22 protein-coding genes are annotated in these 24492 nt (G+C 35.9%); 8 read left to right on the top strand and 14 right to left on the bottom strand.

Annotated features, from left to right (window positions below; genetic code table 11):
• Positions 1 to 2 precede the first annotated feature (2 nt).
• Both LOK78_RS06445 and LOK78_RS06440 read left to right on the top strand, forming a co-directional pair.
• Positions 3 to 479, top strand: a complete 477-nt coding sequence (locus LOK78_RS06445; protein ID WP_237691522.1) for a nucleoside deaminase — start codon at positions 3 to 5, stop codon at positions 477 to 479.
• A 42-nt stretch (positions 480 to 521) separates the two neighbouring features.
• A complete protein-coding gene (locus tag LOK78_RS06440) occupies positions 522 to 1562 on the top strand; it encodes a DUF481 domain-containing protein (protein WP_232634367.1) in 1041 nt (346 codons plus the stop codon).
• Between the two features lie 80 nt (positions 1563 to 1642).
• On the opposite strand, the gene LOK78_RS06435 is transcribed toward LOK78_RS06440, so the two are convergent.
• Together LOK78_RS06435 and LOK78_RS06430 are read right to left on the bottom strand one after the other, a co-directional pair.
• Positions 1643 to 2050: a hypothetical protein gene (locus LOK78_RS06435; RefSeq protein ID WP_166959497.1), complete on the bottom strand. Its 408-nt coding sequence runs from the start codon at positions 2048 to 2050 to the stop codon at positions 1643 to 1645.
• Positions 2031 to 2621, bottom strand: a complete 591-nt coding sequence (locus LOK78_RS06430) for an RNA polymerase sigma factor (protein ID WP_053972406.1) — start codon at positions 2619 to 2621, stop codon at positions 2031 to 2033. Before LOK78_RS06430 ends, LOK78_RS06435 begins: the two co-directional genes overlap by 20 nt.
• Before the next feature lie 137 nt (positions 2622 to 2758).
• On the opposite strand from LOK78_RS06430, the gene LOK78_RS06425 reads away from it, so the two are divergent.
• A complete protein-coding gene (locus LOK78_RS06425; RefSeq protein ID WP_166959491.1) occupies positions 2759 to 3106 on the top strand; it encodes a DUF6249 domain-containing protein in 348 nt (115 codons plus the stop codon).
• A 58-nt stretch (positions 3107 to 3164) separates the two neighbouring features.
• Here LOK78_RS06425 and LOK78_RS06420 read toward each other — a convergent pair whose 3' ends face one another.
• Positions 3165 to 4568 (bottom strand): hypothetical protein, encoded by a 1404-nt coding sequence (locus LOK78_RS06420; protein ID WP_232634366.1) that lies wholly within the window; start codon positions 4566 to 4568, stop codon positions 3165 to 3167.
• A 257-nt stretch (positions 4569 to 4825) separates the two neighbouring features.
• Here LOK78_RS06420 and LOK78_RS06415 point away from each other — a divergent pair, with 257 nt between their 5' ends.
• Both LOK78_RS06415 and LOK78_RS06410 read left to right on the top strand, forming a co-directional pair.
• Positions 4826 to 5377: a hypothetical protein gene (locus tag LOK78_RS06415; RefSeq protein ID WP_232634365.1), complete on the top strand. Its 552-nt coding sequence runs from the start codon at positions 4826 to 4828 to the stop codon at positions 5375 to 5377.
• Between the two features lie 35 nt (positions 5378 to 5412).
• Positions 5413 to 6588, top strand: coding sequence for a porin (locus LOK78_RS06410; RefSeq protein WP_232634364.1), 1176 nt, complete (start codon positions 5413 to 5415; stop codon positions 6586 to 6588).
• 63 nt (positions 6589 to 6651) lie between these two features.
• Here LOK78_RS06410 and LOK78_RS06405 read toward each other — a convergent pair whose 3' ends face one another.
• The 8 genes from LOK78_RS06405 to LOK78_RS06370 form a co-directional block, all read right to left on the bottom strand.
• On the bottom strand, positions 6652 to 7701 hold the full coding sequence (locus LOK78_RS06405) for a DUF6515 family protein (protein ID WP_232634363.1): 1050 nt from the start codon (positions 7699 to 7701) through the stop codon (positions 6652 to 6654).
• Between the two features lie 15 nt (positions 7702 to 7716).
• Positions 7717 to 8460, bottom strand: coding sequence for a DUF2092 domain-containing protein (locus tag LOK78_RS06400; protein ID WP_232634362.1), 744 nt, complete (start codon positions 8458 to 8460; stop codon positions 7717 to 7719).
• A gap of 239 nt (positions 8461 to 8699) precedes the next feature.
• Positions 8700 to 9455 (bottom strand): DUF2490 domain-containing protein, encoded by a 756-nt coding sequence (locus LOK78_RS06395; RefSeq protein WP_232634361.1) that lies wholly within the window; start codon positions 9453 to 9455, stop codon positions 8700 to 8702.
• A gap of 97 nt (positions 9456 to 9552) precedes the next feature.
• Positions 9553 to 11133, bottom strand: coding sequence for an arylsulfatase (locus tag LOK78_RS06390; RefSeq protein WP_232634360.1), 1581 nt, complete (start codon positions 11131 to 11133; stop codon positions 9553 to 9555).
• A 72-nt stretch (positions 11134 to 11205) separates the two neighbouring features.
• On the bottom strand, positions 11206 to 12915 hold the full coding sequence (locus tag LOK78_RS06385) for an amidohydrolase (protein ID WP_232634359.1): 1710 nt from the start codon (positions 12913 to 12915) through the stop codon (positions 11206 to 11208).
• Between the two features lie 160 nt (positions 12916 to 13075).
• On the bottom strand, positions 13076 to 14614 hold the full coding sequence (locus LOK78_RS06380; protein ID WP_232634358.1) for an arylsulfatase: 1539 nt from the start codon (positions 14612 to 14614) through the stop codon (positions 13076 to 13078).
• A gap of 187 nt (positions 14615 to 14801) precedes the next feature.
• On the bottom strand, positions 14802 to 16358 hold the full coding sequence (locus tag LOK78_RS06375; protein ID WP_232634357.1) for an arylsulfatase: 1557 nt from the start codon (positions 16356 to 16358) through the stop codon (positions 14802 to 14804).
• A 225-nt stretch (positions 16359 to 16583) separates the two neighbouring features.
• Entirely contained in the window at positions 16584 to 16982 is a 399-nt protein-coding gene (locus LOK78_RS06370; protein ID WP_232634356.1) for a hypothetical protein, read from the bottom strand.
• Positions 16983 to 17162: 180 nt separating this feature from the next.
• Between LOK78_RS06370 and LOK78_RS06365 the strand changes: the two genes are divergently transcribed.
• Positions 17163 to 17954, top strand: a complete 792-nt coding sequence (locus LOK78_RS06365; protein ID WP_232634355.1) for a hypothetical protein — start codon at positions 17163 to 17165, stop codon at positions 17952 to 17954.
• 11 nt (positions 17955 to 17965) lie between these two features.
• Positions 17966 to 19048: a PCMD domain-containing protein gene (locus LOK78_RS06360; RefSeq protein ID WP_232634354.1), complete on the top strand. Its 1083-nt coding sequence runs from the start codon at positions 17966 to 17968 to the stop codon at positions 19046 to 19048.
• Positions 19049 to 19055: 7 nt separating this feature from the next.
• Here LOK78_RS06360 and LOK78_RS06355 read toward each other — a convergent pair whose 3' ends face one another.
• Complete coding sequence (locus LOK78_RS06355) at positions 19056 to 20126, bottom strand: BamA/TamA family outer membrane protein (RefSeq protein WP_232634353.1); 1071 nt, start codon at positions 20124 to 20126, stop codon at positions 19056 to 19058.
• A 185-nt stretch (positions 20127 to 20311) separates the two neighbouring features.
• Between LOK78_RS06355 and LOK78_RS06350 the strand changes: the two genes are divergently transcribed.
• The gene (locus tag LOK78_RS06350) at positions 20312 to 22765 is read left to right on the top strand and encodes a mechanosensitive ion channel family protein (RefSeq protein WP_232634352.1); all 2454 of its coding nucleotides are present in this window, start codon (positions 20312 to 20314) and stop codon (positions 22763 to 22765) included.
• 24 nt (positions 22766 to 22789) lie between these two features.
• Here the strand turns inward: LOK78_RS06350 and LOK78_RS06345 are convergent, their stop codons facing one another.
• Complete coding sequence (locus LOK78_RS06345; RefSeq protein WP_232634351.1) at positions 22790 to 23221, bottom strand: hypothetical protein; 432 nt, start codon at positions 23219 to 23221, stop codon at positions 22790 to 22792.
• A gap of 185 nt (positions 23222 to 23406) precedes the next feature.
• Positions 23407 to 24456, bottom strand: coding sequence for an HAD family hydrolase (locus tag LOK78_RS06340; protein WP_232634350.1), 1050 nt, complete (start codon positions 24454 to 24456; stop codon positions 23407 to 23409).
• Positions 24457 to 24492: the final 36 nt, after the last annotated feature.

Raw genomic sequence — 24492 nt, 5'->3', positions numbered from 1 at the left:
TGATGACCATTCAAGAAAAAGAATTTATGCAAAGAGCTATTGACTTAGCTAAAGAGGGCATGGACAAAAATGCAGGAGGCCCATTTGGTTGTGTGATTGTGAAAAATGGAAATATCATAGCCGAGGCACATAACTGTGTTACATCCTCCAATGACCCTACGGCCCATGCAGAAGTAACAGCCATAAGGAATGCATGTCAACATTTAAACGATTTTCAACTTGTAGATTGTGTTATTTATACCTCATGTGAACCCTGCCCTATGTGTTTAGGTGCCATTTATTGGGCTCGTCCCAAAAAAGTTTTTTACGCATGCAATAAAGATGATGCTCGTGAAATTGGCTTTGATGACCATTTTATTTATGAAGAAATAGATAAAAAGACAACTGAAAGATTGATACCATTTCAACAAATCTTACAAGAAAATGGCATAAAAATCTTTGAAAATTGGAAGGAAAAAATTGACAAAACTCCCTATTAATTTTTTATCTTTAGTACTCGCAATTACCTGACCAGCAACATTATGAAAAGACATCCAATTCAATCTCCGTTTCTTTACTTTCTACTATTTATGCTTTGTAATTTTCAATTAATGGGACAAAATGATACCATTGTTCTTAAAAACAAAGACAAATTGGTTGGAGAAATAAAACAAATGGAGAAAGGCGTCCTGACTGTCGAAACCGATTATAGTGAAGATGATTTTACCATTACTTGGGTTGAGGTTGGAGAAATTCTTAGTTCGCAATCTTATTTAATTACCCTTTCGGATGGTAGAAGAATTAGTGGCACCATTCATACAATAGATGATCATTTTGGTAAAGTTTTAATTAAAGGAGACGGTGAGGAATTTGAAGCCGACATTTCCGATATTGTATTTCTTAAAGCTGTGAAAAGTAGTTTTAAATCCAGATTGACCGCATCTCTTTCGGTAGGTTTTAACTACACTAAAAGTAATAATCTATCACAATTCACTGTTAGAAGCACCATTAGTTACACTACCTTCAGATGGTTACTTACAGGAAGCTACAACTCGGTAAGAAGCAATCAAGACAATGTGAGCGAAACACATCGTACAGATGCCAATGTTACCTACAAGTATTTCATGAATAAAAACAGGTATTATGAATTAACCTCTGCTTGGTTATCCAATGATGAACAATTGTTAAAATTACGTACCACTATCAGAAGTGGTTTGGGACAATATTTTATAAGAAATAATAAACTTTATTTAGGTGCTGGTGTAGGTTTAGCTTGGAACAACGAACAGTTTATTCCAGAGGCCAATCAAAGTGTTCAAAATTCAATGGAAGCCTATGGTGCAGTGGTTTTCAATATGTTTGATGTTAAAGATTTTAGTTTGAATACCAGTTTGGCAGTCTATCCTAGCTTAACGGAAGGTAGTCGTATAAGATGTGATTACACATTAGACCTCAAATATGATCTCCCTCTTGACTTTTTTATAAAATTGGGTCTGACTTATAACTATGATAGCAAACCAGTAGCTGGAGCTTCTACGAGTGATTATATTTTTCAAACAACTTTCGGCTGGGAATTCAACTAAACTATGTTGATAAAAAAACAGGTGTTTCTTTCACCTTTTATTCACACAAATTTAAAAGAGGTGTGCTTTTGAGTTCTTTATTAAAAACCAAGTCGTTTGTTATAAAAATGTTTCATCCAACTTACTTGAACCAACAACATCAAACCTAGAACCAATAAGGCGTACATGACTACTTGAGGCCAGTTTGTAGAAAAAGAAATTGCTGGAAGATTAAAGAATTGATCAAAGTCTATTTGACTAAACCATGAACTATTAACCAGGGTTGTTTTAGAAACCAAATATCCCATAAACGCCAGAAACAAACCACCAATTACAAACCAAACAGGCTTTGAAATTAAAGGCTTGTACTGAATTAACTCTTTCTCCCTCTTATTAGGAAGATTATCCATAACATGTGATAAAAAATCATTAGAGGGACTGTCCAACTCTGTTGATGACATGATTCTTTTAACAAATGCATCCAATTCTTTATTTTCTCGCTCTTCCATAACTTTCAATAATTTCTGGTTCCAGTTGGCTCTTTAGAATTGACGCCAGCTTTTTCCTAATTCGAAATAACTTAACCTTAACATGATTTGATTCGAGTGAAACAATCTTTGAAATTTCGTCCATACTCAAATCTTCAAAATAATATAATGTAATCAAAAACGCATCCTCACTAGGCAACTGTTCTAAACAAAATTGTATTTTCTGCTTTTGTTCCTGTTCCACCAACTGATTAAAGGCATTTTCCATTACTTCCACCTGTATAGGTCTGTCTCCATCCATAGATACATCCAAATAATGTCTTTTGTTCTTTTTCAATCTATCTAAACAAGCATGATAAGCTATCCTATAAATCCAAGTTGATAATTTAGAGTCTCCTTTAAAATTTGACAAAGACTTATATACTTTAATGAACGTATCTTGAGACACCTCTTCAGCTTCTTCACGATGTTTCATCATTCTTAAAGCTAAAGTAAAAACCAAATCCTTATAGCGATCTACCAGTATAGCAAATTGCTTACTGTCACCGGCATTAATTTGATTGATGATTATTTCGTCGCTGGTTGGTGTCATGTTTTCTTTGGACGACACCACTACTCAAACGGTTACAAATGAAATAAAAATATTTTTTGAAAAAACTGTAACCACAAGAAAAGTTATATCGTCATAGGCTATAAACAATTAAAATTAATCAATTAAAAACAAACAGTATGGGATCAGAATTTATCATCATGCCTCTTTTAATAGCGGCCGTTTTTGGAGTATTTTATCTTTTTTATTCTACCAGAAATAAAGAGCGTATGGCTCTTATAGAAAAAGGAGCCGATGCTAGTATATTTATCCAAGGAAAAAAACGAACAGCTCCCATTTGGAAGGTTGTTATTCTAAATTTAGCCCTACTACTTATGGGTATTGGTATAGGTATTTTTCTAGCGTCCTTATTAGACACATATTCATCATTAGCTTCTGATGCCATTTACCCAGCTACCATTTTTACTATGGCAGGAGTTGGTCTTTTTATAGGCTTCCATATGACTAAAAAATTAGATCAGGAATAAATCAAGTTACGTAAACTCTTAATAAGCAACCATCTTTTATCAAAGATGGTTTTTTTATTTAGAACTTTTTGAAAAAATAAGTATAACCTAGTAATAAACCAATAGAGCTGTATTTAGCCTCGGTAATGGTGGTAGCTCCTTTAAGCAAACTCCCTTCCGTAGGATTATTTAAATTTCCTTTTTGTTCATAATCATCCTTAGTTCCAGTACTATAAAGTAAACCAAGGCTCAAGCTACTATTCTCTCTTTTAAAAATAGCCCCAGCAGTAAAATGTAATAAGTCCCAAGAGCTTACTGTTGTTTTAATACCACCGTTATCTGCTCCTGTCTTATCCTTATCGTAATATGACATATCATTACGAACACTGGCCAATAACGATAAATGATCCTTTAAACGATATTCATAACCCAAGGCCACATTTACAACAGAACGTGCTCCACCCCTCACACTCAAAAATTGATCACTACTCAACTCAGGAGCTAAATCTGCCGGACGAACAAATGTCCTAGCTACAACATCCATGATTTCATAAGAATCCAATCCCGAATAATAATTAACCGATAACCCTAAAAAAGATTTTCCTTGATCGTAATTAACACCTACCCCTATTTGAAGTGGCGACTTAAACTTCGTTTTTAATTCTGCTTGCCTATCTGTTGCCACACCGCTTTGCCTATCAACACCATTAAATTTAACATTCCTAGCTGCAATATTGGAAGCCACTGTTCCCTGACCTCCAATATTTAGGGAAGGTGTAGTAAAGGTTGCTCCAAAGCTCCAAGATTCCATTTTATAAATAGCTCCTAATTTTAAAGCCATCCTTATGTTATAATAATCCACATTTTGGGAAAGATTCCCACCCACGAGAGATTCTTCTACATCATTTAAGAAAATATAGGCCGAATAGTTTCTATTATAGGTTTGAGAACGCACCGTAAACAAAGCGCTTGCTCCCACAGAAAAATTTTCACTGATGACCCTACCTGCTCCAAAGGCAAATAAAACTTCACTTAACTTGGAAGTTAAGCTACTCTCACCTACTAACTCTTCCAGTCCCGGACTCTCAGCTTCTTCTATAACATCATAATCCCCATCAACACGAGCTATCCCTTTAAAACTAAAATCTGTAGGAGCCATAAAACCATATCCTAATTTCCATTTAGGATCCTTCAATTTTATCATTCCGCCAGCCAATAATGGTACTGTTCCTAAATTGCTGCTTTTAAAATCAGCTCTATCACCAAGGGCATTAAAGATTTTTATATTCTCAATACGATAAGCATTTGCATTTACTGACAAGGAAGTATTTTCTAACAGGCCCAATCCTCCAGGATTATAAAACACCATAGAATTGTCATCAATCCCCCCTAAAATGGCTCCTGAAAGTAAAGCGGTTCTTGTTCCAAATTGTTGAGAACCATAATGGGTGTCTTGAGCATTAAGTTTAGAAAAAAAAAGCAAAGGACATAGAAATAATGACCAAGCGACGAAATGAAATTTTCATAGATAAGAATTTAAGGTTTGATCTTCCAACTTCAATATTTTATTAGACAACCTCAATCCTACAAGCAACGTGGAAGAAAATAAAAATAACACAAGTAACTTTAATGTTTAGTAAATATCATGTAACTTACTACTAAAAATAAACAATTAAATATCAATTCTTTATAAAAATATAATTTAATTCCATGTCCTTTTAACAGGTACTCTATCATCCTATGAAAAAATCACTTTATTCTAGTTTTTTAATACTGTTTTTTACAGTTTGTAGTTTCGCTCAAGAGGGCGAAATGGAGTTAGAAAATGAATCATTTGAAAGACATCAAATAGGTTTGTTGATTTCCCATGTCCATACTCCAAACACTTATAGTGGCGATAAAAAACAATGGCGGGCACTCCCCGGTTTTTCCCTTTATTACAACTTTTGGTTCAATAAGCATGGGGCTATTGGTTTACATACAGACCTCATTAATGAAACCTTTCAAGTTGAGAAATATTTAAGCTCAGAGGAAGAGTCACTTTTAGAAAGAGAACGACCTATAGCACCGGCTTTAATGGGCGTCTATAAACCGGGAGAGCATTTTGCTTTTTTATTGGGCGCTGGAGGCGAATTTGCCAAAGGGGACAATTTATTTTTAATAAGGGCCGAGGTTGCATACACATTAGAAATCCATAATAGACTGGAGTTTGAAGTGACTTTTGGAGATGATTTCAGAATTGATGCTTACAACACCCTTACACTGGGTGTAGGTTTATCTAAATCGTTCTGATAAAATGGATCATCACGTGGAATAAAACCTTAATTATGAGCCTAAACACCTTAACCATAGGACTTTTAATTATAGCTTCATTTTTTTGTCTTGCTAGCAATGCCCAAGAGCAACCTAAAGATTCTGTGCTTCTCGATTTTCACCCCTACGGAAGCTTTAGAGCCCATATGGCATACTACGACGATGAGTTGGAACTTCAAGAAAATGTCTCTAGAATTGGTTTTCAAATTGGCGTCACAAATAACAAAGGGCTTCGTTTTTTTGTTGGTGCTGAATTAGCGATGAATTTATTTAAGGGTCCTGTTCAGTTTAATACTGATGGAAATACCAATAGTGGTTTTTTGGCTATTCAAAATTCCCAAAACCGTCAGGTATTTTCCACTAGACTGGGTTACGTGGGTATTGATTTTAAAAAATATGGAACAATCCAGATGGGAAAGCAATGGAGTGTATATTACGACATTACTCAATTTACCGATAAATTTAATGTGTTTGGTGGACAAGGAAGCGCCACTTATGTAGGCAATTCAGATGGGGGTGGTTCAGGAACAGGAAGAGCTAACCAATCCGTTACCTATCGATTGCATTGGCACAACTGGTTTTTGGGTCTTCAAGGGCAATTTGACAGCACCTCTAACAACTATTTAGTAGATGGATATGGAATAAGTTTGCAATACGAGCTATTAGATGGATTAAAAATAGGTTCTGCCATTAATAAAAAACACCTTTCACGAAGTATTAGAGAAAATACCCTAGGACTCGATGGCAACCCTCTTTATTGGAGTCTTGGGGCTTCCTTTGAGAATTCCCATTGGGATCTTGGATTTGTTTATGCCTATCAAGAAAATGGTGATTATGCAGATACTGTAATTGAAAATGAATTGATTATTGGCATTTATGATGCTATTGGTCTGGAACTTTTTACCAAATTTAAACAACCACGCTATTCATTAATAGCCGGTTTTAATACGTATCAACCCAAAATTTCAAATGTTAAATTTCAATCAGACTTAAAACATAATTATATCATTCTGGGAGGGGAATACAAACCTTTTCGGTTTGGATTTGTTTACTTAGAATATCGAATTTCTAATGCCACAGATGAATTTGGAGTTAGTGATTTTAATGTATTAACGGCTGGATTAAGATTGGATTTAGAAACCAAGGGTTCCAAATTCTTAAAATTCCCAAAACTCTCACAAGAGCCATAAAAAAGTAATGCCCACAGTATCATATACTGAAGGCATTACCATAAAACAAAACATAAATGAAATTTATTTTTCTTCTTTGACTTCTACGATTTCATACATATTCTTGCCATCCACCTGAATAGGTTGATAATAAGTTTCTCCAAACTGCACATACGTTTGTTCTCCAATTTTAACTTCTTCTCCACCTTCAGGCAAATGAGGAACAATAGTTCCGGCGGTTGCAGGAACAACAATATACCCTTGATCATTTTCTTCGTAAAAAGCGCCTCCATAATAGTAATTATTTGTAGTCTCATTTACCGTCACCTTTTCCTTTTCTTCAGGCAATGAAGGCACTTGCGCTCCTACAGGCGGCTGCACAGCGACAAACCCATCTTCTGTTTTAAGATAGTAGGTTCCATTATCATAGTGGTACTCAGCTTTTTCATCTTCCTCATTTTCATGGATAATACTTACTATGATTGCCGTAGTTGCCAAAGAGGTAACAAAATACCCCCAAGGATGGTAATAAGGTCCCCAATAGAAAGGCACATAAGGATGATAAAAATAAGGTCTATGACAATAATACCCAAAGCCACCAAAGATATAAGGCGGTCTCACATAACGAACGGAGCTACTTCTTACTCTGGTATTTCGCACGTTGTAATGCCTGCTGTTATTGATATTGATGTTTACATCACCTCTATTTCTACTTCGATCAATGTTTACCTTATTTCTATCTTTGGTTTTAATATTTGAGGTTGGACGATTTCTAGTAGTTGCATTCCCCCGGTTTACCGTTTTCTCTTGTGTCTTAATTTTGGTATTAGCCCTATTATTATTGGTCGTTCTTGAAGGGGTTCTATTCTGAGTAGCTCTGTTGTTTGACGGTTTTGTAAAATTTCTAGAACTAGTTCTTTGGTGTCCGCCATTAATGGAGCCTCCCCTATTAGTAGGTCTTGCCGCGGGTCGTTGCATACTTCTACTTGGAGAATGGGACATGGTTCTAGCCCCTCCTCTTGAAGCTCCATGTCGCATTCTTTGAGCCTCCATATTTAAAGGCAGAATAAAAACTAGTAGGGTAGCAAACAATAATACTTTATAATTGAATGTGAATTTTAATTTAGATACCATTTGAAAGAGTTTAAATTAGGATTTAGCTAGGATACTGATCAACTTCGCATTGGGAGGCGGTGTGAAAGAAAAAATCGATTCTGGAATATCAGGATTCAAAATCCATTTTTCAAACGTAGCTTCATATTGCAAGGAATGGTCGTTTTTATAAACAATCAATAATTTTTTAGGTAGCATTTGACTATCATTGGTTACCCATAATTGGACTTGCATTTCTGAATTAGCTGCTGTTATATAAAAGCAAGGTGTATCATCTATTAAGCGCTTACCCATATATCTCACAGTATCATATCCTTCTATGATATCATCCGTAAAGTTTGGATAGAAAAAATCGGCAGCTGGAAATTTAAAATCATAGGCAACGTGCATACTGTCGATCATGGTTAAAATGGTATCTGGGGCTTCCAACGTCACATAATTATTCTCGTTATATGAATAATAGGACAAATAATCTCCGTCATACCAATAACCATATTCCCCTTTATCTCCTTGAACAATGGCCGTAAATTTATTCGGCCCCACCATTGAAACCTCACTATGCGCAAAATAGGTGGATAGTTCTCCATGAGCATTTAATTCATCTACAGATGTTTCCATAGAAAATTGAACAGCCTGCAGATCTCCTATGACATCTGCCATTTTATCCAAAATGTAAATAGCAGTGGAATCTTTCTGTTTTTCGTTTTGTGCTAAAAGAAAACTGGGACAAAGGCAAACTCCCAGAATAAAGAGTTTGACTTTAAAATTACAATACTTCATAAATGGGTTAGTTTAAAGTTTAAGATAATACGTCGTGGTGAACTAATTCTTTAAAAGGGATATTAAAATTAGGTAAATAATCATTTGAAAACAAACAAATTAAGTTAACATCTAGCAATAATTTCTGATTTATAAATAGTCTTTAAAAACTCAGAAATACCATTCGAAGATTTTAAGTCTTCCCTAAACCAATTCAGACATCAATTAGAATATTCGAAGAAAGAAAGTAAACAAGCATCTTAAAAAGTTCTCAATATCCTGAAACGAACCACCAAATCATTAGTTCTTATCAATTTATTGTCGTCTGCTCCCTGTTTTGTATAATGGTAGGCCAAACTGAATAGGAATTTAAAATCTGGATTAACTTGATACCCGATACCAGGGGAAATCCTTATGACATCATTAAACTGGGACACTTTTACTAAATTAAAGAAAGCCTCTATGGAAACAGGCAAGTAAAACCCACGGCCCTGTTGAAAAAGCACCCCCTTAAGATCAATGGTTCCGGTTACTTGGTACCGCAATCTCAAGCCAAAAAACTTATGGGTTTCATTGTTAGTAAACAAAAAGCGTTCTTCTGCTCTTACCAGCTGTCCCAAATTGAAACGTGGACTGATATTAAATCCTAAACTATAACCTTGAAATGGTCTGATTTCAAAACTATTTGGCTGATAATCGCTCATAAAGAAAAAAGTCCCCACCCCATACTGAAGCCCCTCACTATGTTTAAAGCCTTTAAATAAAATACTGTCTTTACTGGTGCGTTGGGAAGCCCGAAAAATCAATCTATGCCAGCTTTTGGGTTCAACTGTTCGATAGCTCACTTCTCCAACTAATTTACTTTGCTCACTTAAATGCCAAGATGGCTCCAAGTCAAACCATAATTGCCGAGTAAAATCATGATCCTCTATGGGGTCATCATTTTCTACTTGAGCCCAACCAATTGAGAATACAAGAAAGAGAACCAAAAAAATAAGAACCGTATATTTTTTCAAGACCAGATCTTTGTTTAGAATTGTTAATAATTGCTGCTTACAAAATAAAAAAGTCTAAGTTTAGAACTTAGACTTTTCTATTACTTGAATATTAAGGTTACTGATGTCCCTTTTTAACAACGGCATCCATCACACTAGACATATCAAAACTTTTACCGCCTTGTACTGGTGGGTAATCCAAAAGTGTTTTAATATGTTTATTCATTTGCTCTCCCATTGGGGCCATTAACCAAGATACCTTTTGCATAAGATGCCCATAAGCATCTTCAGAGTCGTAGCTTTCAAAAGGATCCATTCTTAAATTAAATATTAATGGCGCCGTTCTGGCCTCAGCTGTTCCATAATAAGTTTCCTTATATATAAAGTGGAATTTCCATGGTCCCATTCTTACGGCATTCAGCTTACTCTCATAATAATAATAAAACATATCTCTTTCCGATCTATTGGTTTCCCCCTTCCAATACGGCAGATTGTTGACGCCATCAATGTATTGTTTCTTTTGCTTCATCAACAAATCGGCCGCATCTGGTACACCTGCAGCAGCAGCTAAAGAAGTGAACATATCCATATGTGCCTGAATTCCATTTTTGACTTGTCCGGGTTCAATAACTCCTGGCCATTTTACCATACTTGGTACTCTTACTCCTCCTTCAGTAGTCCCCATTTTTTCCCCTCTAAAAGGAGTAGTTCCTCCGTGAGGCCAAGAATTGTGTTCAGGACCATTATCTGTTGAATACCAAATAATGGTATTTTCATCAAGACCATTGGCTTTTAAAAATTCCAATACCAATCCCACATCATGATCATGTTGCATCATCCCGCTACCATAATAATCAGCTTCTGAAGTATATTTCTCTGCGGCGTAACGCCACTCCTCATTTAAGCGCGTATACAAGTGCATTCTTGAAGTATTTAACCAAACAAAGAAGGGTTTACCATCCGCTTTAGCGCGTTTCATAAAATCTTCGGCAACAGGAATAACCTCACCTGCGTCAAAATTTTTCATGCGCTCCTGGGTGAGAGGTCCCGTATCTTCAATTCGTTGCTTCCCAACAACACCGAATCTAGGATCATTGGTATTGTCCATTTTATTGGTGGCCCACGAGTGAATAACACCACGGGTTCCAAATTTCTTTTCGTAACTTTCTAAATCTCCAGAATACTCTTTGGCAAAATTTTGATAATCGCGTTGCTCAGACTCCTCTTGAGTATTTAAATGATATAAATTACCATAGAACTCATCAAAACCATGCGCCGTAGGCAAATGTTCATTACGGTCTCCTAAGTGATTCTTACCAAAATGCCCTGTAGCATATCCCTCTGCCTTCAACACCTCAGCCAAACATGGAGATGCAGCCTGCAAGCCTAAGGCATCCCCTGGTTGCCCCACTGTGGTCATCCCACTTCTTATGGGATACTGCCCAGTAATAAAGGCAGCCCTTCCCGCCGTACAACTGGGTTGTGCATAGTGATCGGTAAATTTAATTCCATCATTCCCAATTTTGTCAATGTTGGGTGTGGTGTACCCCATAGTCCCCATACCATAGGCACTTACATTTTGCCAGCCAATGTCATCCCCCCAAATTACCAAGATATTGGGTTTTTGCTGGCTCCATCCCAATAGTGGCAATAAAAACACTATTGGGATAATAATCCATTTACGTAAAAAAGTACTCATAAATTTAACTTTAGAATTAATAACTTGATTTATTAGCTTTGAGTTTATGATATTGAACATTATCAAAAAACATTATTTCAATTCAAATACTACTTCACCCTCTTTAATCGTTTTAAACACTTTTATGTCTTTAATTTTCATGGGGTCAACTTTCAATGGATTTTTATCTAAAATTACAAGGTCAGCCATTTTGCCCGGTGTAAGGGTTCCTTTTCTATCTTCTTCAAAATGTTGGTAGGCTCCCCAAATGGTAATGGACTTTAACGCCTCATAGGGCGTCAATTTTTCAGTCTCTCCAATTACTTTACCGCTTCTAGAAACCCTGTTTACAGTAGTCCAAAGAATCATCATTAAATTAGGCAGTGCCACCGGAGCATCTGTATGGCTCGTCACGACTCCACATTTTTCCAAGGCAGTTTTGATAGGACTGATTTTATCACCTAGCTCTTCTCCAATTATTTGTTTGTGCCAATCTCCCCAATAATAGGTATGCATTGGGAAAAGCGATGGTATGATATCATATTTCGCTAAGCTGTCAATTTGATCATACCTAAGATACTGACCATGAATTAAAACATTTCTTCTGTCTGTATTTCCATATTTTTCAGCAGCTTTTGATATGGCGTTTATCATTTGATCAATGGCGGCATCTCCATTGGCATGAGTTAATAACTGCCAGTTATTTGCAAAGCAGGTATCAACTATTTTCTGAACTTTTTCCTCATCTGGAAATGCTGGGTACCCTTTATAATACTTATCTGCCCCAGGAGGAGGCATTAAATAAGGTTGCGTTCTCCAAGCTGTCCTTCCTTGTGGTGATCCATCCAAGGTAAGTTTATATCCAGCGATACGATAGTGATTTTTATAGGTTTTACTGAACCATTCGGTAGCCATGAGTTCTGGCCTAGAGTAATCAATATAAGCAGGTACATCAATTTTAAGTTTGCCACTTTGTGCAAAACTTGTTAAAGCTTCATGGCTAGAGGTAGTTCTGCCTTCCTGAGCTGTTGTATAACCATAACTAAAAGCCAACTTTTGAGCGGCATCCGTAAATTTATCAATCTTATCAGGCTCGGTTGGCGAAAGTATCTTTAACATATGAGGAATTGCAGCAAGTTCGTCTAAAGTGCCGTCTGGTTTCTTTGTACCATTGACCCTTCTTATTTGCCCCCCTTCTGGATCTTTTGTTTCGGATGTTATACCCAGTACTTCGAGCCCCTTACTGTTCACAGTCATGAAATGACCAGAAATATGGGTTGCCGCTACCGGAATATCGATTGAAACTTTGTTGAGGTCGTCTTTATTGGGGTGCCTTCCAAGGATGGCATCATCATAACCAATACCAACAATCCAGCCCCCAAATAAAGAAGTATCATTATTTTCGGACCAATTTATGAGCTCAGCAACCAAATTATCAACCGTTTCAACTTTTCCATCGGGTTCAGCTAGTAAATTAGCAGCCAATGCCTGAGATCCTAACGCTGAAAAATGAATGTGGCCATCAACAAAGCCAGGAACCATGGTTTTACCTTCCAGATCGACTTGTTTGGCATTTTCATAATTGGTTAAAGCCAAATCTTTTGCTCCAACAAAAATAATTTTACCATCTTCTTCCACTAGGGCTTCGGCATAGTCAGGAGTATCTCCTTCCATGGTAATGATATCCCCATTGAAATACATGGTTTGGTTTGAAGAAATAGCTTCTGGTTCCTTTTCCTTTTTTTGATTACACGAAAACAGCGTTAAAAGGGCAATGATAATAAGACCTGATTTTCTTGTCATGGTTCATGGATTATTAATTCTTACTCGATATGCGAGATTTAAATCCTCTGCAATCCGGTTCTTTAATTATCGGAAAGAGTAGTCGTCAGTATTTCGAGCTTAGAGGAACTGGAATATTTTGGTCATGTCCAGTTCCAATTTGCTTTGCTTTTGACTTAATCTAGTTTTTACTCGTCGGTGTTAATTTTCTAAGCTCTTCATCAACATTGAATTCCATACTTTTCATTCGGGGTGGATATTCTTTTAGAGATTGCATAAATTCGCTTATTTTTCCAAATGCAGGGGCGTATGTCCAAGCTCGGTCCTCTAACCATTCGTTATAGCCTCTGGAGTCAATAAAGCGCTCAAAAGGATCTAATTTTAGGTTAACAACAATAGGCGTTACCATATCTTGCTGCACCCCATTAAACCACTTATCTTGTTTTTTGAATAAAAATTTATAATCCCCATAACGAACGCCGTGAAGCGTGGTTTCGGTAAAATAAAAGAACTCTTTACGTTTAGATGGGCCTTTTTTGGTAATAAGGTCTGTTTGATCATATCCATCAAGATGAATTTTTTCATAGCTTCTTTTTCCTGCTTTATAACTATTAAGCATTTTTTCTTTAAGATTGGGCTCGCCTAACTGAGACATGATGGTTGGCAGCCAGTCTTCCATAGTCATAAACTCACCTGTAGTAGTTCCAGGAGGAATAACACCAGGCCATTTGACCATTACAGGTACCTTAAACCCACCTTCATAACCACCAACTCCTTTTTCACCACGAAAAGGATGGTTTCCGCCATCGGGCCACACAAAAGAATAAGCACCATTATCCGTAGAAAACATAACAATGGTATTATCGTCTACATCTAATTCTTCCAACAAGCCTAATAGCTCACCAACAATATCGTCCATTTCCTTAACTCCATCGGCATACAATCCGTATCCTGTAATACCATCGTATTTTTCAGAAAGGTGGGTATGCATATGCATACGCGTTAAATTATGCCAAACAAAAAACGGCTTATCATCTTTTACCGCATCACTAATGAACCGTTTTGATTCTTTTAAAATTTCCCAATCCAAAGTTTTTTGACGTTCTGCACCAAAACCACCTTTGTCTTCTATTTTTTGGCTACCGTCTGATTGTGCCCAGGAATGAATAACGCCTCGTTGTGCAAATTGTTTAGCGACTTCAGGGTCTTTCGGGAAATCGTAAAGCTCAGTGTATTCTCCTGCATTTAAGTGGTACAAAATTCCAAAGAACTCATCAAATCCATGATTTGTTGGTAAATGCTCATCGCGGTCACCTAAGTGGTTTTTACCAAATTGTCCGGTTGCATAACCCATAGGTTTAAGTAACGTTGCTAATGTTGGATCCTTTTCACTCATCCCTTGAGGAGCACCAGGAAGTCCCACTGTGGCAAGACCGACACGAATAGGATATTGTCCAGTAATAAACGCGGCCCGACCGGCAGTACAGGAAGGTTGCGCGTAGTGATCCATAAACAACATACCTTCATCGGCAATTTTATCTATGTTAGGAGTCGTTCCTCCCATCATACCGCGATGGTAGGCACTTAAGTTCCACATACCCACATCATCACCCCATATAATTAAAATATTAGGCTTCTTTTTGTTTTGTGCAGATGCAAACAAAGGAAGAATGAATACTAATAATAGTATCCGTTGAAATAAAATTTTGGATTTAATCATAATAATAGGAATTAAATGTTAATCATGATTTGTAGTATAATTCTTAAAAATACGCATAATAACAATTAAACGCAATAGGCAGCTTATTATCAGAATATTAAATTCAAAGAAATTACTATTTGCTGTTTTATAAAAAAAGTAAAAGAAAATCCCAGGTAATTGCCCAGGATTTTTGATATAACGTGTTTTATTGTTTACCTTCTCCTAATTGTTTTACTAGTTCAGAGAAATCTAACGTGGCTGCTTTTTGTACCGGCGGATATTCTTGAAGTGATTTGATATGTTCACCTAGAATTTCCTGAACAGGTTCATTTAAGAATTGTTTCTTTTGTACGATATCTGAACGATCTGTTAGGTTATCAAAACTTTCATAAGGATCGAAATGGATGTTATACATAATAGGAAACTTTTGTTTTTCATATGGTGCGTAATAGTTTTCGCTTGTTTCAAAGTGTAGTTTCCATTGATTAATTCTAATAGCTCTTATCGTAGATTCGTGATAATATATAAAGTTATTACGATTGCTATTTTCACTTTTACCTAACCAATAATCTAGGTTATTAACCCCATCGATATATTGTTTTTTCTCTTTCATCATTTTATCGGCTACATCAGGAACACCTGCCGCGGCTGCTATAGTTGTAAAAATGTCCATATGCGATTGAATGCCACTAAGTGTTTTACCAGCAGGAATATGATCTTTCCACATAACCATCATAGGAACGCGAACGCCTCCTTCATATGTGGTCATCTTTTCACCTCTAAATGGTGTGGTCCCACCATGTAAACGAGCACTGTGTTCTGGTCCATTATCAGTAGAATAGACAACAATGGTGTTTTCTAAAGCACCCATTTTTTCTAGTTTATCCAGCATTTCACCTATCATCATATCATGTTCCATCATACCACTACCATAAAAGTCGTGTTCTGTAGTATAAGGCTGTGCTAAATAGCGGTTTTCTGGTTTTAAATGGGTATACATGTGCATTCTACTTGGATTAAACCAAACAAAGTAAGGTTTACCATCTTTTTGAGCTCTTTTAATAAAATCGATGGACGCTGCCATAAACTCTTCATCTACGGTTTCCATGCGTTCTTTTGAAAGTTGTCCTGTATCTTCAATACGTTGTTTGCCAACTTTTCCAAAACGAGGATCTTCAGTCGTGTCATCTTTATCGATCGCCCAGGTATGTAATACACCTCGAGTCCCATATTTTTTAAAGAATTCAGGATCTTGAGGATAGTCTTTTTGTTGGTATTCTTCTTGTGTATTTAAATGGTATAGATTTCCGAAGAATTCATCAAAACCATGAACTGTTGGTAAATGTGAATTAAGGTCACCTAAGTGATTTTTACCAAATTGTCCTGTGGCGTAACCTTGTTCTTTAAGTACTTCGGCAAGAGTTGGCGATTCTTTTTTTAATCCTAACGGACCACCCGGTCTACCAACAGTAGTCATACCACTTCTAATAGGGTATTGACCAGTAATTAAAGCGGCACGTCCTGCTGTACAACTTGGTTGTGCATAATGTTCGGTAAACTTAGCACCTTCTTTAGCAATGCGGTCTATGTTTGGTGTTGTGTATCCCATAACGCCATTGCCATAAGCACTTACATTACTCCAACCAACATCATCTGGAAAAATGATTAAAATGTTGGGTTTCTTGTCTTGAGCAAATGATAAAATGGAAAACAGCAGTAGATTTAGAATCACTAATCTTTTAATAGCATCATGTTTTTTCATAAGAGTTAAGTTTATATAAGTTTTATAATTAAATGAACTCGTTTGATTGCTATTAAATTAAAAGGAGCATGAAGTTAATAAAAATCAAACAAATACTACCTTAAAAATAGAAACAAAAATGATATTAACAGTCATTTATTGTAAGTATATTCAACAAAATCATCTATATGAATGAATAAAAAAAGGGTCATAATTATGCCCCTTTTTATTAAATGAGATGGATTTTTATCGACCTCCCATGGTTGATTTAAGTTTTTCTTCGATGGAACTTAAATTAAATGAACCCGGGGTTTGACTAGGAGGGTACTCTTTCATAGTCATTAAAAAATCAGCAGCCAATTGCTGAATAGGCACTAAAACATAGGCCCGATCCAATAACCAATCATAATACACATTAGCATTATGTTGTGCTTTTTCAAATGGATCTCTTCTTAAATTTTCAATAACCGGAACTCGCAATTCTGTGAATGGCTCCATCCATACACCAAATTGCAGCCCTCTATTTTCTAGAAACACAACCTTCCAATCATCATATCGAGCTGCTACAATTTGACCATCATCATTAACATACCAAAATTCATGTCTTGGAGATTCTGCGGTTTTTCCAGATAAATAATCATTCATGTCATAACCATCAATGTAGGTTTATAGCTGCGTTCATTTTACATTTTATTATGAAATACAAGTTAATTTCACCCTAAAAATCATCCCTATCCTCCTCATTTTTAAAAGTAAAAAAAGAATAATATCAACACATACAATGAATTTCCGTATCTTTTATCTTGTTAAAAATCTTTGCATTTCATGTTCAATTCCTTTAAAACTTACAGAAAAAAGAGCTTCCTCATTTACGTGTTTATTTTTCTAATTCCAGCTTTAGTTTTAGCTCAGGAAAAGGATATAAAAAAGGACAGTACCTATACCCCTTACGAATTACTTTCAACTTATTACAATACCCATTTTAAACCATTTAAAAAGCGCAATGTCTATGTTGGGTTTGCCATGTCGTTTGAAGATAGACAACTGGAAAATACTAATTTTCTGGTACGGGAGATCTTGGATGGCGATCAAACCAAATATGATCTTAACTTGAAAGGTGGTTATTTTATTGGCAACTATGCCATGGTAGGGATCAATCTCAATTATAATCAAGATAAATTTACCGGGCTCGTCCTGAACGAGGGTGATACCATAAGTTCCAACTCGTTGTCTAGAGGTTTTGCCATCACCCCTTTTATAAGATCGTCTGTCCCTCTTACACCCAACGAGCGTTTAAGCTTTTTCACAGAACTAGGTCTAACTTATGGAAAAGGAACGAGCCTAACTAGAGATATTTCAAATGCGGATGAAATCAATAAAATCTATGAGACTAACAACCGGTTTAGAATAGGTATAAGTCCGGGCATCACTTTTTTTGCCATGGAAAACTTTGCCCTTGAGATTGGGCTAAATGTCCTTGGGTATGAAATAAATATACGTGAAAGGACTGTCAATAACATCGAGGAATCAAGAAGAACCACTCAAAATGTTGATTTCGAAATTAATATTTTATCATTACAATTAGGTCTTGCTTACTTTTTTGGAGCTGGAAAATAACATTGGGAATCATGAAAAAGATCATCTTTATTTTTTTAATTACGTTAGCTAGCTCATTCTTGAATTCATGTGTTGAAGAAGATTATTTTGGAGCATCTTCCTACGGTAATATCAAAGAGATTTTGGTTAGCAACCAAGCTGGAAATGCCATTATATTAACCGACAGTCTTCTAGTTAAAGTAGAAATTCCAGGCGGTGTGGATTTAACCCAAATTACTCTTGAAACATTAGAAATATCATCTTTTGCTTATGCCGATAAATCTGTAGGGGATGTTTTGAATCTTCAGGAAAATCAAATGATAGTGGTTACTGCAGAGGATGGTTCTGTCCATCCTTGGACCATTGAAGCCATTGTCGCTTCAGAAACGCCTCAATTAAGCAATGGAGATTTAAATCAATGGTATCTCACTTCATCAAATTATTATGAACCTGGCTCTGATGCCAACACAACCATCTGGGGAACGGGAAACCAAGGCACTCAAATTCTAGGTGATTTAGCCACTTTCCCAGAAAATTTGGGTAGCGGTAATTTGGCAGCCAAATTAATCACCTTGGACTTAGGACCATTGGCAGGAACCTTTGGAACCCCCATTGCAGCTGGATCTCTTTTTACAGGTTATTTCAATCCGGATAATATAGAAATAAGTGATCCAGAAGCTGCTATTGAATTCGGGACCCCTTTTGCAGCCAGACCTACCAAGCTTCGGTTTAAATACCAATACACACCTGGACCGGAAAACGAAGATCAAGATGGCAATCCTTTAAATTATGGAGATGCATGCGACATTTATGCCCTTTTGGAAATAAGGCAATCTGGAAATATTCAAAGGTTGGCAACTGCCTGGTTTAGAAGTGATGCAGAACAGGGAAGTCTTACTACACAAGAAGTGGACTTTATCTATGGCGAATTAGATGCCAGTTACCCAGCTTATATGTTCCCGGAGAATGGCATTTTTGTAAGTGATGATCTGGCGCAATTTGGGCTTTCTACCCATATAACCTTTGTGGCTTCATCAAGCTTTGATGGCGCTCATTTTGCAGGTGCCGTTGATAGTGAATTGATTATAGATGACATCGAACTAGTCTACGAATAATATTGAACTAAAAAGCTTCTCCAATTCTAAAATATATACCCCAGTCGTCTTTACCCAAAGCAGCATCCAAACCAATGTTAAACTTGGTTTGTTTAAAGGCCTGATATCTATAACCTATTCCTCCGCCAGGAAGAAACTCTCCATTGAAATCCTCATTGTCGGAGTCAAATAAGGTTGCAACCCCCACAAATCCAACAAAGCCCATTCGATTTATGTTGTAACGGTACTCGCCTTGAAGTGCCATAACGATATTGCCTCGGTACTTTCCTTCCGAATATCCTCTTATATCTTTCCCTCCCACTACTGTTTGTTGCTCAAAAGGCACTCTGCCCAAACCAAAGTCCCCTGAAAATCGAGCTGCCAAAACATCTTTTTCATGTCTCATTGGGAAATAGGTGTTATAATCTGTTTTAATTCGATTGGTTACCTCATCATTTCCAAACCAAGTAGGATATGTAATCCATTTCGCATTCACCTTTACACCTGAATGCGGGTAATACACATTATCTCTCGTATCGTACAATAAGTTGAAGTCTAAACCGTGAGTAATGGTAGTAGTTGCCTCCAAGATTTGGTCTTCATAGTCTGTATCATATTTAGCATAGTTATAGCTAAGTCCCCCATAAAAACCCTTAATAATCCTCTTTTGGAGACCAACACTTAACATGGTGGCATTTGTTGTATAATTGTAAAAACCAGCATTATCAAAACCATCCATAAAAAATTGGGAGTTAACATCTCCGTTAAAAAGATAAAAAGTTCCTCTCCAATTGTCTTCTTTAAAATAAAATCTATTAAAGATACCCACTACATATGACTTATTAGTCGTATAAACTGCTGAAGCACCAGATAAAGATTTAGGAGAAATGGTATCATTTTCTTGAAGACGATACATGACCATAGGAATGACTCCAATCATGAAATCTAAATTTCTATTGTAACTTATAAATGGCATGATGGTCAAGTCAACTTTTTTAACTTTCTGCTTGACATCGCTCAAACTATCCTTTTGGGTATTTTGGCCTTGAATCTGGATTGAAACCAAAAAAAATGAGAATACCAAAAATACGTTTTTCATTGACTGGGATATTAAAGAATTACACGTGATTATGGCTATTATTTAATTGGAATACTATAAACTTAAACATTCTAAATGACAATTACGACAGTACGAGCCTTCAAATAATCACACTTACAATTTTTAGGATGGTTAGTATCAAAAATAAATGATTACATTTATTGAAGCTGAAAAATTCACCCCTTATGAAACCGAAATACCATACCTTCCTAAAACTCACCTTTATTTTGGGAATGTTCTTTTGTTTTTCAACATCATTTTCTCAGGATTCTCAAAATTATATGGTTCAAGACAGCCTTGGAGTTAATACTCCTAAAGCCATCCCAACCATTCATGTGATTCAATGGATTGGATCCAAAAATCTTCAGATAAAGAAAATAGAAAGAGAATTAAACAACAACCACATCATAACAAAGTTGGATACGGTTTTACCTGAATTCAAAAAAAATATAGATAAGCAACAAACCTATGCTGTAGAATTTATCAAGGCCAATCCCAACAGCCAAAAAATAGATAATCTATATTCCAAATGGTTCAACTATGCAACTACTTTAAAAAAATGGCTCGCTGATTTAAATGACGAAGAAATAAAATTGATCCAGATAGCTCAGGATGTGGATTTTGACGAAAAAACAATTGAGCTCACCTATACCAATGCGCAAATAGAAGGCGTGCCTCCAGAATTATTGAACAATATCAAAGAATTATGGGATAAAATAAAGGGTTTAAGAAGTCGGATTTACAAACAGAGTAACCAAATGCTGCGATTGGAAGCCAATTTGGATAATCTGGGTATCGACATTGACCAAACCATGAATGACCTTTTATCCTTAAAGGATGCTGAAGTTTATGACATTCTTTACCAACGACATCCTGCTATTTGGAATTTATCATTTCAAAAGCCAACCTTTCAAAATCCTATTGATAAAGAAGAGTCGATTGTAGGCAATCTTAAATCGGTGGTTAAATATCTGAAAGAGAACATAAGCAGATTGGTCATCTATTTTATTTTATGCCTATTATTATTCGGTTTAATAAGACATCTAAAAAAGGCCTATACCAAATACCCATATCATGCTCCAAATAAGAATCTTGATATAGCCAAAAACGTCATTAGTGAATATTACATTGCTTGTACCTTTTTGTTGTCGTTTACATTATTTCATATCCTATTTCTGGATAGCCCAAAACTACTTTCCATTTTCATTTCCTTATTATTATTAATAGCTGTTTCTGAAATTTTAAAAACTAGTTTAGCACCAAAATTCAAGTATTTGCCCTACGCACTTATTTGTTTTTTTATTATTGATTCCATAAAAACCTTTGTTTGGTTTCAATCACTTTCATATCGAGTTTATTTAATCATAGAAGCCCTTTTAGTGGTCATCTGCCTTTACTATTTTACACACCCCTATTTAAAAATCAGAAAACTTGAGGTTAGTAAGCTTAGTAAATTCTTTATAAAATTAACTCCCGTACTTTATGTTTTAACTGTTATTTCTATTATCTCCAATTTATTGGGTTATACAAACCTTACCGACCTAAGTTTAAAATTATGCACCAAAAGTGGCGCCCTTACCATGATGATTTACGCCTTTTTACTAGCTGTTCAAGGAGTTTCAATCGGAGTTATTCATAATAGGTTTAGTGTCAAATCATTTGTTGATTATGAAAAAAAACAGTTTATAGAAATTAAACTACTTAGGAATGTAAGAATCGTTGTTTTCTTTTTATGGACGTTTTTCTTTCTTGCTATGTTGGGTGCCTTAAAACCCTTATTTACATTTTTAGGAGATATATTTTCTGAATCTTACACCGTAGGAAGCCTTACCTTTACTTTTGGAGGGATTGTAGGTTTTATTCTCATTTTATCCATATCTTTTCTAGTTACAAGGTTTATTTCATTTATCATCAACGACGGTGAAGGGGTATTAAAACCACTTAATTTACCAAAAGGAATTCCCGCGGCTATTTCTTTGGTAATTCGATATTTTATTTTGGGCTTTGGTTTTATTTTGGCTATTTCATCCTTAGGAATTAGTTTAAGTAAATTCAACCTAATGGCTGGAGCACTTGGGGTGGGTATTGGTTTGGGGCTTCAATCTATTGTTTCCAACTTTTTCTCCGGACTCATTTTGGTTTTTGAAAGACCTATACTACCAGGTGATACCGTTGAAGTGAACAACCTCTTGGGAACAGTGAGCCGGATAGGCATTCGCTCATCAAACATTAGAACCTTTGATGGCGCGGAAGTGATTGTTCCCAACAACAATCTAATTTCCAACGAGCTGATCAATTGGACCCTTTCTGATAGCATCAAACGGGTAGAAATACCGATAGGAACCTCCTATGATTCGGACCCCAACCAAGTCATTGATATTCTCAAGGAAATAGCAGATCAAACTCCTGAGGTCCTAAAAAACCCTCCTCCCATGGCATTATTTATGGAATTTGGTGACAGTTCTCTCAATTTCGTCCTTCGCTTTTGGATTGCCTATGAGGGCAGTCTTCAGGCACAAAGTGATGTATCTATTGCTATCTATAACAAGTTCAAGGAAGCCAATATTGAAATTCCTTTCCCACAAAGGGATATTTTTATCAAAAACCTTCCTCAGAAAAAGGAAGAAAATGATATTTAAACCTAAAACTTGATTTCTTAAATTTTAGTTTTGTTCCGTCCAATCCATTTTTCTGTAAACAGAATGCACAAAGGTTTCGACACTTTCCAAATGTATCTGGTATTGTTCTTCATTTAATAGGCCCTTGGCTTCTGTATTTAATTTTTTTATTTCATCATCAAACTTTTCTTTCATTTCTGGAAGGCTTAAGTTCTGATCTAAATCGTTCAACCTACTTACTTTGTAATAATGATAGCCTATGATGGAATTATAATCATCTCGCAAATTATCGTTCATATTCATTTTCTCAACTTGATCGTTGAACCAAACTTGCCTATTCCAGCGCTCTTCTTGAGTTATTAAGGTATCAATCTTATATTCCTCTCGAGCTAATTGTTTAGCCGATTTTTTTTGAGAAAAACCATGTTGAGCAATCAACACAAAGAATAGCAGTAAAAAGAATTTGAAGATTTTCATTATTTAAAAGACTTAAGATTAGACAACCCTAATTTAATAAATATGACTATACCAAATATGAATTTCGCTTATAATATTTTAGCAATGAATAGCTTACCAATTTGAATAACACTTAAATTAAAAGAAGTTTAAATTTAGGTGTAAAACCACCCAAATGTTTTCATTCGTTATAAAAATTTCTTTTTTTATTTTTCAAAAGGATAGATTATAGACCAATCTTTGGCCATATCAACAATAGTCCACCCCTTATTAACTGCTTCATCCCAACCTTTGTCAAAACCACCAATATGGGAACCTCTGTCATAAGACCATTCCCTAACAGAATCGGTATGATGAATATACAATTCGAAGTTTTTATAATCGGAAGACGCTGTCCATTGTAACATTTGAAGATCTCCGTCAGAGTTTCCAGCAGCAAAAACAGGTTTTTTCCCAATAAAGTGCTGTATTCCCACCGGTTTCCCTTCTTTATCATCAATAAAATCCAATTCCGGCAAACGCACCAAACGAGGGCCTTCATCGGTCATTTCAAATTGAGTTTTTATTACACTTCCTACTATTTGATCTTCTGGAATGCCATAAGCGTCAACGGCCCAAGCCCTCATAAAGTCTATGCCACCACCCGAAACAATATAGGTTTTAAAACCATTAGCTCTTAAAAATTCTAAAAGTTCCAACATGGGTTGAAAAATCATTTGATTGTAGGGTTGCTCTGTTTTGGGATGTTTTGCTGTAGCAATCCAGTTGACAACTTCTTCTTCAAAATCATCTGTGCTCATACCAGCATGGGTTGTCATTATCAAAGTCACAATAGCCTTCATGCCTTGTTTTGATAGAGAAGTCATATCTCCATCAATAACGGCTTGGTATGGTTGCTTCCCTTCCCACTCTGGATGGTCTTTGGCCATTTTTTTTACCTGATCTATAGCAAACAATAGTTGAAAATAAGCGGGTTGCTCACTCCATAAGGTACCATCATTGTCAAAAACCGCAACTCGATCTTTTATTGGAATAAATTCAGCTCCTCCTTCTTTAGTAACCGCATTCACATAATCTATAATGGCTTGTTTATTTTTCGTATCGTTCCAAGAGGGTAAGACATCCGTTATTTGTTCTTGTTGACCAACTGTTTCCTCTTGAATCGATTTTGGTTCCTCATTTGATGATTTACAGGAGCTCAAAAAGAATAGGACAGCGATTGCTGAGAATATTGGCTTTAAAAATGATTTTTTCATGATTTAAGAGGATTTAAGTTTACAGTATTAAGCATA

It is taken from the genome of Mangrovimonas futianensis, from assembly GCF_021245805.1.
GTDB classification, from domain to species: Bacteria; Bacteroidota; Bacteroidia; order Flavobacteriales; family Flavobacteriaceae; genus Mangrovimonas; species Mangrovimonas futianensis.
The sequence above is the reverse complement of the archived record's forward strand: the minus strand, read 5'-3'. Positions and strand labels throughout refer to the sequence as shown.